This window comes from Halomonas flagellata, from assembly GCF_022487945.1.
GTDB classification, from domain to species: Bacteria; Pseudomonadota; Gammaproteobacteria; order Pseudomonadales; family Halomonadaceae; genus Halomonas; species Halomonas flagellata.
This window is the reverse complement of record NZ_JAKVPY010000044.1, coordinates 1-13,793: the sequence shown is the minus strand read 5'-3', so window position 1 is coordinate 13,793 and position 13,793 is coordinate 1. Positions and strand designations below refer to the sequence as shown.

General features: G+C 63.8%; 9 protein-coding genes and 2 pseudogenes. 5 read left to right on the top strand and 6 right to left on the bottom strand.

What is annotated here, in order from left to right; genetic code table 11:
• Window positions 1–388 precede the first annotated feature (388 nt).
• From MKP05_RS22170 to MKP05_RS20455, 6 genes and pseudogenes are all read right to left on the bottom strand, one after another.
• Window positions 389–1,500, bottom strand: a pseudogene (locus tag MKP05_RS22170) (IS1380 family transposase); the annotation flags it as partial.
• 107 nt (window positions 1,501–1,607) lie between these two features.
• Complete coding sequence (locus tag MKP05_RS20475; RefSeq protein WP_110281666.1) at window positions 1,608–1,865, bottom strand: hypothetical protein; 258 nt, start codon at window positions 1,863–1,865, stop codon at window positions 1,608–1,610.
• A 249-nt stretch (window positions 1,866–2,114) separates the two neighbouring features.
• Complete coding sequence (idi, locus tag MKP05_RS20470) at window positions 2,115–2,699, bottom strand: isopentenyl-diphosphate Delta-isomerase (RefSeq protein ID WP_219999863.1); 585 nt, start codon at window positions 2,697–2,699, stop codon at window positions 2,115–2,117.
• A gap of 218 nt (window positions 2,700–2,917) precedes the next feature.
• A pseudogene (locus MKP05_RS20465) lies at window positions 2,918–3,493 on the bottom strand (transposase); the annotation flags it as partial.
• A gap of 137 nt (window positions 3,494–3,630) precedes the next feature.
• A complete protein-coding gene (locus MKP05_RS20460; RefSeq protein WP_240570012.1) occupies window positions 3,631–4,779 on the bottom strand; it encodes a phytoene/squalene synthase family protein in 1,149 nt (382 codons plus the stop codon).
• Window positions 4,780–5,405: 626 nt separating this feature from the next.
• On the bottom strand, window positions 5,406–6,377 hold the full coding sequence (locus MKP05_RS20455; protein ID WP_240570011.1) for a LysR family transcriptional regulator: 972 nt from the start codon (window positions 6,375–6,377) through the stop codon (window positions 5,406–5,408).
• A 121-nt stretch (window positions 6,378–6,498) separates the two neighbouring features.
• On the opposite strand from MKP05_RS20455, the gene MKP05_RS20450 reads away from it, so the two are divergent.
• From MKP05_RS20450 to MKP05_RS20430, 5 genes are all read left to right on the top strand, one after another.
• Window positions 6,499–7,440: a sodium-dependent bicarbonate transport family permease gene (locus MKP05_RS20450; protein ID WP_240570010.1), complete on the top strand. Its 942-nt coding sequence runs from the start codon at window positions 6,499–6,501 to the stop codon at window positions 7,438–7,440.
• A gap of 239 nt (window positions 7,441–7,679) precedes the next feature.
• Window positions 7,680–8,849 carry an isovaleryl-CoA dehydrogenase gene (locus tag MKP05_RS20445; RefSeq protein ID WP_240570009.1) on the top strand — a complete coding sequence of 390 codons (1,170 nt, stop codon included), beginning with the start codon at window positions 7,680–7,682 and terminating at the stop codon, window positions 8,847–8,849.
• A gap of 98 nt (window positions 8,850–8,947) precedes the next feature.
• Window positions 8,948–10,555: a carboxyl transferase domain-containing protein gene (locus MKP05_RS20440; protein WP_110281671.1), complete on the top strand. Its 1,608-nt coding sequence runs from the start codon at window positions 8,948–8,950 to the stop codon at window positions 10,553–10,555.
• 95 nt (window positions 10,556–10,650) lie between these two features.
• Window positions 10,651–11,493, top strand: a complete 843-nt coding sequence (locus MKP05_RS20435) for an enoyl-CoA hydratase-related protein (protein WP_240570008.1) — start codon at window positions 10,651–10,653, stop codon at window positions 11,491–11,493.
• Window positions 11,490–13,529 (top strand): acetyl/propionyl/methylcrotonyl-CoA carboxylase subunit alpha, encoded by a 2,040-nt coding sequence (locus MKP05_RS20430; RefSeq protein ID WP_240570007.1) that lies wholly within the window; start codon window positions 11,490–11,492, stop codon window positions 13,527–13,529. Before MKP05_RS20435 ends, MKP05_RS20430 begins: the two co-directional genes overlap by 4 nt.
• Window positions 13,530–13,793 lie beyond the last annotated feature (264 nt).

Sequence of the window (13,793 nt, the reverse complement as noted above, 5' to 3'; positions counted from 1 at the left end):
CTGACGTGCGGATAGCCCATCAGGGTCCGATGCCATGGGCATCATTAGTGAGACCGGATATACGTGTGCAGTCGTACCTACCGACCATCGAATTTCATGCTGGCAAACGGGGAGGACTCCATATACGTCCATTCAATGTATGGCCTCGATCAAGATAACCTGAATCCGTGAGCCCGAAGCCGAGATCTTCCCTGGCTCTTCCGCTGAGCAATTTTTGATCACCGGCATCCCCTTTCTCGGTGCCGTGATGACTGACAGGGACGCTATCGGCCTCGTTGTCCCCTATTGATGGCCCCGTTTCTCCTCCACTTTCGGCAGCCAGGCACCACCCTGCCCGCCGGCCATTGTGGCAGCGTCAGTTCCCTGAGGATCCGACAGTATCGACCGATCAGCATGGCGAGGCGCGGAGATATCGCAATCGGCGACGTAGGATGGACAGCACCGTCATGCGCCCGACGCCCTGGCCGATATTGGGAATGATCTGCCGGGCCTTGCGAATCACCAGGGCGGCGCGATGCACGAGCTCTTGCAGCACCGTGCGCAGCCGGCGACGTTTCGCCGGATGACGCACCGGACTGAGCTCGCCGGTCATGCCGAGCTGCCCCATCAGTCTCAGGATGTTGTAAGCCAACTGAGCCAGGTGCAGGATCAGGTCATTGGTGGCGAACTTGCCCGAGGGCAGGCGTTCCAGGTCGAGATCCGTCTTGATCTCGCTGTGGAACTGTTCGTGCGTGGCATGCGCCTGGTAGCGCTGGATCACGGCCTGCGGAGTGTCGTCCAGGCTGGTCCACCAGCCCTCCAGCTCATAATCGGGTTCCAGCAGAAACAGGCCATGCGGCTGGGTGGTGCGTTCCACCAGCCGCATGACGCGCTTGGCTTCATGCTCGACGTTCCCGTGGCGGAGGGAGACCGTCTGCGTCCACAGGGCTTGGCGTTTGCCGGGGCGCAGGTCTTCCTTGGCCGCGCGGCGGGGGTTCCACTTCACGATATAGTCCAGGACGCGCCCGTCATCGGCGAAGACCTGACGCTGCTGCTCCAGAAGAGCCAGGTGAGCCTGGCTATCAAAGCCGCTATCTTCGCGCACCAGCAGCGGTGCCTGGGTCAGAGGGTAAGCACGCGGCAGCACGCGTCGAGGAAGGCGTTGCTCTCCTTCATGGTGTGCCGCTTACCAGGACGCAGCTCCAGGCCCAGGCACCAGCCCTCGTTGCCCAGGTACGCGGTGATGGGCGCCTCCACCAGCGACAGCAGGGTCGTTGACCACTCCGCCGTGCGGGCCTGGAGGTCGTTGGCGGCCAGCTTTTCCAGCCGTTGACGCAGTGTGGCGGTGCTGGGGATCTTCTGCAGATTGAGCAGTTGCTGAAACGGCCTGTCCCGGCGGAAGTTCTCGATGGCATCGCAGTCACTCATGCCGAGACACAGCAGCCCCAGATAGGCCTTGACGATGTCGCTGGCACGGCCCCCTTGGGAGGTCGGGAAGCGGCCGTCGAGCCGTCGCATCCCGTCCCACATGCCACTGAACTGGCATTTGCCGACGGCTCCACCACGCACAAAGTATTCCATGACCGGCATGTGGGAGCCATCGAGGACGAAGCACTCTTCCGCCTCGATTAAGCGGTATAGGGTCGCCCTCGCCATCGGGCACAGGTGCCCCGCAGGTACTGCCAGGCCGAAAGCCAGGTCATCCCCAGGTAGAGTGTCGCGGCCACAAGCAGCGTCAGGGCCCAGGCCACCGTGAGGCCGTAATAGCGCAGCAGCGGCACATAAGTGCCGACCAGCCAGACCAGATCATCCGTCCACCTGAGCGGTCCCAGCGTATCCGCCTCCCAGCGCATGCCGACCAGTACCCCCAGTCTTCGGTTGTTCATGGCGTCTCGCGACTCTACTGTTGAGAAAACGAAAGGCTGTTGTCAGGTATGGTTTCGCTGTAATACGGCTTCTATCAGCCAGGCGATGAGACTATCCGAGCGGTCAATATCACTATCAGTCCTTAACCTCCTGCACCGGGATTTTTTCTCTTTCTGGTTCTTTTTATCATAAGTTACTGGCATTTCCGGTGCCATCTCGCCATCCATAGTAAGCATCCCCCGGCAAAGCCGGGGGATTACCTTATTTATTCAGTTGATATATCTCTTTAACTCACTTTCAAACTCGCCTCTCATCCTCTTCCACTCCATCTTGAACCAGGGTGTAAATTGCTTCTCACCTTCACTCAACTCGGTGTCGAGTCGTGTCGGACTCACCCAGCACCAGTCGGCAACTTCCCGCCGATTGGGTCGCGGCTCCTCATCACTGAATCCCAGGTATACCCAGCAGAGCTCGTGTTCGCTGCCACGGGACCCGAACCGCTCTTGATACTGAAATTTATAGAGATAATCGAGCGTTGCTTCAATGCCGATCTCTTGCCATAGGCGACGATGCACCGCCTCATTCATGTCCTCGCCCCGCCGCGGATGGCTGCAACAACTATTGGACCAGTACAATGGCCACAATCGTTTACCGCTAGCGCGCTGCTGCAGGAGTAGCTCACCAGCACGATTGAACACGAACAATGAGAAAGCACGGTGCAAGACGCCATTGCCTTCATGACACTGGGCTTTGCTTAAACACCCAATCTCACAATCCTCATTGTCGACGAGGATAAGCTCCTCGCTATCAAAGGAGACAATTTCGTCGCGCACTGTGTTGTCTTGTTCAGCCAATGGTCACCTCCATGGCCTTGTAGCCGGCTTCATTCAGAGAGTTGACGACGCGTTCGGGTTACTGCGGACACAGGGCGACAATGGAACCGCCGCCGCCACTACCCGTTAGCCCGCCTCATTCATCACGGCGGCCATCGGTGGGGATTTTGGGCCTCCGCAGCGTTACTGAGCGACGGGTGGTGCTATCTCAGCACTGGGCAGCGTCGCACATAGGCATGCCCGTTGTAAGCCGAGCTGCCCTGATGGCCAAACACCTCGATGGGCAGACCATCGATGTCCAGGGTCACCTGACGTGGCCGATGTACCGGGGTCAGGGAGCGCCAACGCCAGAAGGCCAGGCGCAGGAGGCCTTCGTGGACAACATCGATATTGTCATCGGATCCCAAGCACTTGAGCAGCCGGGACAGCGTTGCCTGAGAGTGGCGCGCCTCGCCCAGTGGCGTCAGACCGCGCGCATCGCTGCTGGCCAATTGCCACAGCGGATCCTGACGCAGCGTGCCGGTATCGTTCAGGTCGTACCACCCCATGGCGCGCTGCAGGACGACGGCACGCAGCTGGCTGGCCAGCGAATGGCGGACCCGCAGCGGGTCACGCGGATCGACCAGATAAGCGTCCAGCGCCTCGATGACACCGCTGCGATCGAGGGCCTCACGGAGCAGCAAGGCGCCGCCGTCACTGGTGGTGGTGTCACCGCTCAGCTGGACGTTGACGGAGCCGTTGCAGGCGGGCGACCAGGACGTTAGTGTTTCACCCATGGCTAGTGGTTCTCTTGAATCGTGTTCGGCTAGGAACATCTTGATTCTACAAGAGAAACCGCTCGCTATCTTCTTTTTCAGGCCTACTTGGTGAATATCCCGGGGTCATGCGTACCACGTCATCCATATTTGGGATTTCCTCCGCAACGACGTTGGCCATGCCCAAGACAATCTGCCTACTTATCGACATCACGCAGCAGTTGGCTGCCACTTGCAACTCGAGAGCCACCGTCTAACGTCGACTTGGTCACCCAGGCGCTAAGTTGCGGATCCAGTCTCGGGAGTTGCGTGAATGGTAGCCCCGTGGTCACACCGGAGAACAACAGTTTGAGCATCCAGTCGTGACGTGCCGTCAGGCTGGTACCAATGATGGTGGCTCTGACAATGCGACGAGAAACCTTGACCTGCCGGCCACTGCTATAAGCCGGATGAGCGCCTATCCGCCAAAGTGTGAGTACGGCAAGGCCGATGGCCCATAGGCAGAAGCGTCGGATACCCACCTCTTGTGGCGGAATGGCGAGGGTATAGAGAAAGGCATTGCGCAAATGGGCGTGTGCAATGCCGATCATGTAGCGCAGTGCTGCTGCGAACGCCTTGTCACTTCGGCCCGGAGCCATGCCAGTCAACTCCACACCAAACTCCCGAAACTCTTCATACGGAAGCCAGCAGACACCATGCTGCCTATCATCCCATAGGTCCTTTAAAATATTGGTGAGTTGCAGACCTTCGCCGAACGAGGGAGCAAGAGCCAGCATCTCCGTCCTTCTCTCGTTCACCTGACTGGAATATTGGCAGAAAAGATCGGTAAGCATTTCGCCAACGACACCAGCGACATGATAACAATAGCAGTCAACCTCATTCAGATCTTTCAGGCCTTTCAAGCTGGCATTGTCTTGGTAGCGCCCCATGCCCCGGCACATGATATTCACACACTTGACCAGCACCTCCTGTTGAGGTTTCGCAAGACTATGGGTGTAGCTCACGATCAACGAGGTGTTGGCCATCAACTCTCGTTCGTCTGGCAGAGTGGCATCGGAGAGCCGTGGAGTGACTCCTTCAGCGAAGTCCTGTGCTTTTTCTTCGCCTTTCAGCACCGCCAGGAACCATTCATGCAAGACGGCCTTCTGCGCGGCTGAAATCGCAGGCTCATCCTCTATGGTGTCTGCAATCCGACAAAGCAGATAGGCATTAGTCACGACCGAACGAAGAGCCGTCGGGAGTTGGGGTATGGTGAGAGAAAAGGTGCGAGACACACCGGATAGGATGTTTTGTTGGTAGGCTTCTGCCTCTACAATCCTGGGTCTTGTCGAAGGATTATGATTCATGGCATTCACCATTTATATACTGAGCATCGACCTAATCCGGCCCCTTGCTCACTAGGTACAGGAGTACCGGCCGACTGCTATCTTGGCATGATCGTGAAGGCTGTTTCGTCCAGGGAGAAAAACATCTCAGCACGCTACCGCCCCCCGGCCACATCCAGGCGCACGCCTGACCCAAGATGCCACCTTGTCGCGCCCTTCCAAACGGAACACGACACTCTCCTCGATGACGGCTGACACCAAAATCTCGACAATCGGAACCCCGCATCCCTGCTGTTCTGCATTGCTGTATTCTTATGTAGTCTTCCCTGACGGTAAAAGCTTACAGCCCGATTGCGACCATCGAGGCATCCGATGTAAATTATATTTAACTATATTATAATATAACGTTTTATAATGCAAAATACGACAGCATATAGCAAAGGGCATGACGATGGTCAGTACCGGGGTGTGACTGGCGTCATTGAACCGTACCTCATCCATCAAGTTAGTATGGCCCTGACTGAAGATGTGATGCCCGACAAACCTTCCTCACTTATCGCTACTGTAGACGAGTAGTGAAGACCCTCACCATGCCATCTTCCCCCGCTCTGGTGCTCCGTGTGGGTCGGGAGTCGGGTATCGAGAGATCACGACTGGTGCCAGGGCTGCTTTTCCAGCCCAGACAACAGTCTCCCCAGCTCGTTGCACAGCAAGCGCGGCTCCACGCACTCGGCAAGATGCGCCTCGGCGAAGCGCAAAAAGCCGAGTGCGGCATGGGGCAGGCGCCGATCGCGGCGAACAATGAACTGCCAATGACTCTCGATGGGTAGTCCGACCACCGGCAGGATCACCAGGTCGGGGTGCTCCGGCGGCAGCACGTGCTCGGAGAGCACGGCGAGCCCCATTCCCGAGGCCACGCCCACGCGGATCGCCTCGTTGCTGGCCATTTGCAGGGTCGGCCCCAGGGAGAGCCCCTGCTCCTGCAGCCAACGCTCGAACAGCATGCGGGTGGCCGACCCCGGCTCGCGCAGCAGGAAGCGCTCCTCGAGCAGTTCGCCCATCGCCACCTGCTCGGAGCCCTCCAGGGCATGGCCGCGCGGGGCGACCGCCACCAGCGGGTTGTGCAGGAAGCGCCCGGCCAGGGCATGAGCCAGCGACGGCGGATGGCTGAACACGTAGAGGTCGTCGTCCTGGCGCTCGAAGCGGGTGAGCATCTGCCGGCGATTGCCGATATGCACCGTCACGTCCACTTCCGGATGCACCCGGCTGTAGGGCCCCAGCAGCCGGGGCAGCACGTACTGGGCGGTGTTGACCAGGGCAATGGAGAAGCGCCCCCGCTCACCGCCACGCAGGGCCACGAGATAGTCGTCGAAATCGTCGAAGCGCCCCAGCACCTCGCGACTGGCCCGATAGAGCTCGCTGCCCACCTCGGTCGACACCAGGCGGCCCTGGCGGCTCTCGAATAGCGGTTCACCCACCGCTTCGCCCAGCCGCTTGAGCTGCTGGGAGACGGTGGGCTGGGTCAGGTGGAGCTGGCGGGCTGCCTCGCTGATGGAGCCTGCGCGCACCACCGCCACATAGACCTGCAGTAGACGAAACGTCAGGTGACGGATATTCATGGGTCACTGTCTTTCATAGATGATTATCTATGATGCATTGCCAAAGACTTAATTGGTATCAATAGCAGCGAGTTCACATAATGCGCGGCGATTCCCTTCCCCCACTGCGCGAGATCCGCTGATGCCCGATATCGTGGTGATGTTCTTCCTGCTCGGCCTGCTGGCCGGGCTGGTGAAGTCCGACCTGACCATCCCCCGCGCCGCCTACGATACCCTGAGCCTGCTGCTGATGCTGACCATCGGCCTCAAGGGCGGCATGGCGCTCTACGGCAACCTCGACTGGTCGCTGGTGCCGGAGCTGGCCGCGGTAGCAGCGCTGGGCGCGCTGATTCCGCTGGCGCTGATGCCGGTGCTGCGTCGCCTGGTGCGCCTCTCCGCCGCCGACAGCGCCAGCCTGGCCGCCCACTACGGCTCGGTGAGCGCCGGCACCTTCGCCGTGGCCCTCGCCTTCGCCGAGGGCCGCGGCCTGCCCATCGGTGCCGAGGTGACCCTCTACCTGGTGATGATGGAATTGCCGGCGATCATGGTGGCCATCGCCCTCTACCGCCGCTACCGGGGCGCCGAGGCCGCGGCCGCCATGCAGGGCCTGTGGCACGAGACCCTGACCAACCGCGGCGTCATCCTGCTGGCCGGCGGTGTGGTGATCGGCGCCATGTACGGCCCGGCCCAGGGCGCCAACGTCACCGACCTGCTCACCGGCGCCTTCCATGCGGTGCTGGCCATCTTCCTGCTGGAGATGGGCCTGACCGCCGCCGAGACCCTGCGCCCCCTGCCCTGGCGCCACTGGCGGCTGCTGACCTTCGCCTTGATTGCCCCGCCGCTGCTGGCCCTGGTTGGCCTTGGCGTGGGCCTGGCGCTGGGCCTGCCCAGCGGGTCGCTGCTGATCCTCACGGCGCTCGCCGCCAGCGCCTCCTATATCGCCGCGCCCGCCGCCATGCGCACCGCTGTTCCCGAGGCCAATATCGGCCTGGCGATGCTCGCCGCCCTGGGCCTGACCTTCCCGCTGAACGTCATCTTGGGCATTCCGCTTTATCACCAGTTGATCGCCGTGCTCACCGGCTGAACGCCGAGGCAGGCCACCGCACGGTGGCCTGCCTCACCCCTTACTCCACTCCCCCCTCACTGATCACACCCTCTTCGACATTCGTCTTAGCCACCACAACCTGCACTTTACGTTAACGTCAACCTGACCTAGTCTTTGAGCATCGCCTTGCAGAGTTGCGAGCGGGGGCCTGCGTGCTTGCGCGACGGCAGCCGCTCTACCTGACAACGACCGCTGACTCGACATCACGGAGTTCCGCCATGCTCACGCCCTACAAGCCCCTCGACTTCGGCCTCGACGAGACCCTGGACATGCTGCGCGACCAGGTCAATGCCTTCGCCCGCGACGAGATCGCCCCGCGTGCCGCCGAGATCGACGAGAAGAACGAGTTCCCCAACGACCTGTGGCAGAAGTTCGGCGACATGGGCCTGCTCGGCATCACCGTGCCGGACGAGGACGGCGGCAGCGGCATGGGCTACCTGGCGCACTGCATCGCCATGGAGGAGATCTCGCGGGCAAGCGCCTCGGTGGGCCTCTCCTATGGCGCCCACTCCAACCTGTGCGTCAACCAGCTCAAGATCAACGCTTCGGCCTCCCAGAAGGCCCGGTACCTGCCCAAGCTGATCAGTGGCGAACATGTCGGCGCGCTGGCCATGTCCGAGCCGGGCGCCGGCTCCGACGTGGTCTCCATGAAGCTGCGCGCGCGTCGCGAGGGCGACCACTACGTGCTCAACGGCAACAAGATGTGGATCACCAACGGCCCCGACGCCGACGTCCTGGTGGTCTACGCCAAGACCGACCCCGAGGCCGGCTCCAAGGGCATCACCGCCTTCATCATCGAGAAGGACTTCAAGGGCTTCTCCACCGCCCAGAAGCTCGACAAGCTCGGCATGCGCGGCTCCAACACTTGCGAGCTGGTGTTCCAGGACTGCGAGGTGCCAGTCGAGAACGTTCTCGGTGAGGTCAACAAGGGCGCCAAGGTGCTGATGAGCGGCCTGGACTACGAGCGCACCGTGCTCGCCGCCGGCCCCATCGGCATCATGCAGGCGGCCATGGACGTGGTGGTGCCCTACGTCCACGAGCGCAAGCAGTTCGACCAGCCCATCGGCGAGTTCCAGCTGGTGCAGGGCAAGATCGCCGACATGTACACCACCCTGAACGCCTGCCGCGCCTACCTCTATGCCGTGGCCGCCGGCTGCGACCGTGGCCAGACGTCCAGGAAGGACGCCGCCGGCGTGATCCTCTACTGCGCCGAGAAGGCCACCCAGGTGGCGCTCGACGCCATCCAGCTGCTCGGCGGCAACGGCTACATCAACGAGTACCCGACCGGTCGCCTGCTGCGCGACGCCAAGCTCTACGAGATCGGCGCCGGCACCAGCGAGATCAGGCGGATGCTGATCGGCCGCGAGATCTTCAACGAATCCGTTTAACCCAAGCCGTAAGCTATAAGCTATAAGCTGTAAGCAACTGCTTCACGGGGTTTTCTTACAGCTTCAGGCTTACAGCTTAAAGCTCCCCGGAGGGGTACATGGCAATCCTGCAAACCCAGATCAATCCGCGCAGCGAGGGCTTCCAGACCAACGAGGCGTCGATGCGCCACGAGGTCATGAAGCTGCGCGAGCTGACCGCCGCGATCAGCCAGGGCGGCGGCGAGAAGGCCCGCGCCCGCCACGAGTCCCGCGGCAAGCTGTTCGTGCGCGACCGCATCGACCACCTGCTCGACGAGGGCTCGCCCTTCCTCGAGTTCTCGGCGCTGGCCGCCCATGAGGTCTACGACGACCCGGTGCCCGCCGCCAGCATCGTCACCGGCATTGGCCGCGTCTCCGGGGTGGAGTGCGTGATCGTCGCCAACGACGCCACCGTCAAGGGCGGTACCTACTTCCCGCTCACCGTGAAGAAACACCTGCGCGCCCAGGAGATCGCCCGCAAGCACCGCCTGCCGTGCCTCTATCTGGTCGACTCCGGCGGTGCCCACCTGCCGAGCCAGGACGAGGTCTTCCCCGACCGCGACCACTTCGGGCGCATCTTCTATAACCAGGCCACCCTCTCCGCCGAGGGCATCCCGCAGATCGCCGTGGTCATGGGCTCCTGCACCGCCGGCGGCGCCTATGTGCCGGCCATGGCCGACGAGTCGATCATCGTCAAGCAGCAGGGCACCATCTTCCTCGGCGGCCCGCCGCTGGTGAAGGCCGCCACCGGCGAGAGCATCAGCGCCGAGGACCTGGGCGGCGCCGACGTCCACGCCAGGGTCAGCGGCGTGGCCGACCACTACGCCGAGAACGACGCCCACGCCCTGCAGCTGGCGCGCGGCTGCGTGTCGCGGCTCAACTGGCAGCAGCGCGGCCAGCTCAAGATGCAGGAGTCTAAGCCACCGCGCCTGGATCCGGCCGAGCTCTACGGCATCGTCGGCACCGACCTCAAGAAGCCCTATGACGTGCGCGAGGTGATCGGGCGCATCGTCGACGACTCCGACTTCGACGAGTTCAAGCGCTACTACGGCGACACCCTGGTCACCGGCTTCGCGCATCTCCATGGCTATCCGGTGGGCATCGTCGCCAACAACGGCGTGCTGTTCTCCGAGTCCGCCGTGAAGGGCGCGCACTTCATTGAGCTGTGTGCCCAGCGCAAGATCCCGCTGGTGTTCCTGCAGAACATCACCGGCTTCATGGTCGGCTCGAAGTACGAGCACGAGGGCATCGCCAAGCACGGCGCCAAGCTGGTCACCGCCGTGGCCTGCGCCAGGGTGCCCAAGTTCACCGTGCTGATCGGCGGCAGCTTCGGCGCCGGCAACTACGGCATGTGCGGCCGCGCCTATGACCCCAACCTGCTGTTCATGTGGCCCAACGCCCGCATCTCGGTGATGGGCGGCGAACAGGCCGCCGGCGTCTTGGCCCAGGTCAAGCGCGAGCAGTTCGAGCGCGAGGGCCGCGAGTGGTCGAAGGAGGACGAGGAAGCCTTCAAGGCGCCGACCCGCGAGCAGTACGAGCACCAGGGCCACCCCCACTACGCCAGCGCCAGGCTGTGGGATGACGGCGTCATCGACCCGATGCAGACCCGCGATGTCCTGGGCCTGTCGCTGGCCGCGGCCATGAACGCCGAGATCGCGGAAACGAAATTTGGCGTCTTCCGTATGTAGGCGCTTCGCGCCAGTCACGAGCACCGGGCTACGCGCCACGACCGCTCGAAGCTCGAAGCTCGAAGCTCGAAGCTCGAAGCCAGCAGGATACCGATATGACGACAGAGACTTACTCAAGCCTGGAGATCGACCCCCGCGGCGTCGCCTGGCTGACGCTGAACCGCCCCGAGGTCCACAACGCCTTCGACGATAGCCTGATCGCCGAGCTCAACGCCCACCTCGAGCGGCTCCACGAGGCCGCCGGCCGCGGCGAGGTGCGCCTGGTGGTGCTGGGTTCCGAAGGCAAGAGCTTCTCGGCCGGGGCGGATCTCGGCTGGATGAAGCGCATGGTCGAGTACGACTTCGACGGCAACCTGGCCGACTCGCGCAAGTTATCCAAGCTGATGCACGGCCTGGACACCCTGCCCTGCCCGACCCTGTGCCGGGTGCAGGGGGCCGCCTTCGGTGGCGCCGTGGGCCTGGCCGCCTGCTGCGACATCGTCATCGCCTCCGAGAAGGCCAGATTCTGCCTCTCGGAGGTGAAGATCGGCCTGTCACCCGCGGTGATCAGCCCCTATGTGCAGCGCGCCCTCGGGCCGCGCCAGATGCGTCGCTTCGCCCTCTCCGCCGAAGTGCTCGACGCCACGACCGGCCTCGGGCTGGGCCTGGTCCACCAGGTGGTCGGCCACGGCGACCTGGACGACGAGGTCGAGACCATGATCGAGACGCTGCTGGCCGGCTCGCCCCAGGCCCAGCGCGCCACCAAGGCGCTGCTCGCCGAAGTGGCCCGTGAGCCCGACGCCGATGCCACCCGCGAGCGCACCTGCTGGGTGATCTCTGAGCTGCGCGTCAGCGCCGAGGGCCAGGAGGGCCTGGCCAGCTTCTTCGAGAAGCGCCGCCCCGCCTGGGCCTCTGATAAGAACGCCCCCGACAAGCCTGCCTCGGAGCCCAACTCATGACCAAGTTCGACACCCTGCTGGTCGCCAACCGCGGCGAGATCGCCTGCCGGGTGATGCGCACGGCGCGCGCCATGGGCCTGCGCACCGTGGCCGTTTACTCCGACGCCGATGCCAACGCCCGCCACGTGCGCGAGGCCGACGAAGCCGTGCATCTGGGGCCAGCCGCGGCGCGCGAGAGCTACCTCAACGTCGAGGCTGTGGTGGAAGCCGCCCGGCGCACCGGCGCCGGCGCCATCCACCCCGGCTACGGCTTCCTCTCCGAGAACGGCGCCTTCGTCGAGGCACTCGATGCCGCCGGCATCACCTTCGTCGGCCCACCCGCCTCGGCCATCGCCGCCATGGGCGACAAATCCGCCGCCAAGGCGCGCATGCACCATGCCGGCGTGCCGCTGGTGCCCGGCTACCACGGCGACGGCCAGGACGATGCCCTGCTGCGCGCCGAGGCCGACAAGATCGGCTACCCGGTGCTGCTCAAGGCCAGTGCCGGCGGCGGCGGCAAGGGCATGCGGGTGGTGGAATCCGGTGACGGCTTCCAGGCCGCCCTGGACGGCTGCCGCCGCGAGTCCCAGGCCGCCTTCGGCGATGCTCGCATGCTGATCGAGAAGTACCTGACCCAGCCGCGTCACGTCGAGGTCCAGGTGTTCTGCGATTCCCACGGTAACGGCGTCTACCTGTTCGAACGCGACTGCAGCGTGCAGCGCCGCCACCAGAAGGTGCTCGAGGAGGCCCCCGCCCCGGGCATGACCGCCGAGCTGCGCCGCGAGATGGGCGAGGCCGCGGTACGTGCCGCCCAGGAGATCGGCTATGTGGGCGCCGGTACGGTGGAATTTCTCCTGGATGCCGATGGCTCCTTCTACTTCATGGAGATGAACACCCGCCTGCAGGTGGAGCACCCGGTCACCGAGATGATCACCGGCCAGGACCTGGTCGAGTGGCAGCTGCGCGTGGCCATGGGCGAGGCCCTACCCAGCTCCCAGGACGAGCTGACCATCACCGGCCATAGCTTCGAGGCGCGGCTCTATGCCGAGGACCCCGAGCAGGACTTCCTGCCCGCCACCGGCACCCTGACCCGCTTCGCCATGGACCTGGAGGGCGCCGGCCTGGACCCGGAGCGCGTGCGCCTCGACAGCGGCGTGGCGACCGGCGACGCGGTCTCGATGCACTACGACCCGATGCTGGCCAAGCTGATCGTCTTTGGGGACGACCGCGACCAGGCGCTGGCCACCCTGACCCGCGCGCTGGCGGCCCTGGACGTGCAGGGAGTGGTCACCAACCGCACCTTCCTGCAGCGGCTGGCCACGCATCCCGGCTTCAAGAACGCCGAACTGGATACGCGCTTTATCGAGCGCAACGAGGCCACCCTGTTCGCCCCGCGCCAGTACAGCATCGAGGAGTACGCCGGCGCCGCCCTGGTAGGCCTCAACCAGCTGGCCCGCGAGTGCGAGAGCGACTCCCCCTGGGACCGCCACGACGGCTTTCGCCTCAACGCCCCGCACACCATCCGCATCGCCCTGTGTCCCACTACCCAAAACCAGGCCCACGCCCAGTCCCCCGACGCTGAGGGGGTGGTGGTGGTCGAGGGAAGGCGCGAGCACGGCACCGAGACCACCTGGCAGCTGACCATCGGCGGCGAGACCCTCACCGCCAGCCTGGAGCCGCTGGCCGGCGACGCCGTGGCGGTCACGCTCGACGGCCACCGCCGCCGCCTGCAGGCGCGTCGCGACGGCCATGTGGTGGTGATGGTCGACCCGCGCGGCGAGACCCGGCTGTTCTGGCGCCGTATCGATGCCATCGACCACGGCCACCACGAGGCCGAATCGACCCTCACCGCACCCATGCACGGCACCGTGGTGGCACTGCTGGTGGAGCCCGGGGCCAGCGTCGAGAAGGGCATGCCACTGATGGTCATGGAAGCCATGAAGATGGAGCACACCATGGCCGCCCCCGCCAACGGCCATGTGGCAAGCTTCCACTTCCAGGCCGGCGATACCGTGGGCCAGGGCGATGTGTTGCTGGAGTTCGCCGCGGACGAGTGATGTTGCGCTCCCCGCGGCGGTAGCCTTTGGGCGGTGGTGGATTGCCAGCGCGGGGAGGCCCTATGGGGTCAGACCCCGGCCGAGTTGCGGGCCTTTCATGGTGCACTGGGCGAGCGGATTCGATACCGCCGGGGTCTGACCCGAATGGCACTTACTTAAGCTTTTTCGGATGTCCGTATAGTTGGATTTCCTCACGAGCTTGGTGGCGATGCATTTTCAATAACCGGTGGGGCCTGGGCCGCCGTTTGATGGCCCTTGGCTCCA

Bases quoted from the DNA above. Each gene is read 5' to 3' on its own strand.
- MKP05_RS20430 (WP_240570007.1), top strand. From the start codon at position 11,490: ATGACCAAGTTCGACACCCTGCTGGTCGCCAACCGCGGCGAGATCGCC.
- MKP05_RS20435 (WP_240570008.1), top strand. From the start codon at position 10,651: ATGACGACAGAGACTTACTCAAGCCTGGAGATCGACCCCCGCGGCGTC.
- MKP05_RS20440 (WP_110281671.1), top strand. From the start codon at position 8,948: ATGGCAATCCTGCAAACCCAGATCAATCCGCGCAGCGAGGGCTTCCAG.
- MKP05_RS20445 (WP_240570009.1), top strand. From the start codon at position 7,680: ATGCTCACGCCCTACAAGCCCCTCGACTTCGGCCTCGACGAGACCCTG.
- MKP05_RS20455 (WP_240570011.1), bottom strand. From the start codon at position 6,377: ATGAATATCCGTCACCTGACGTTTCGTCTACTGCAGGTCTATGTGGCG.
- MKP05_RS20460 (WP_240570012.1), bottom strand. From the start codon at position 4,779: ATGAATCATAATCCTTCGACAAGACCCAGGATTGTAGAGGCAGAAGCC.
- MKP05_RS20475 (WP_110281666.1), bottom strand. From the start codon at position 1,865: ATGAACAACCGAAGACTGGGGGTACTGGTCGGCATGCGCTGGGAGGCG.
- MKP05_RS20450 (WP_240570010.1), top strand. From the start codon at position 6,499: ATGCCCGATATCGTGGTGATGTTCTTCCTGCTCGGCCTGCTGGCCGGG.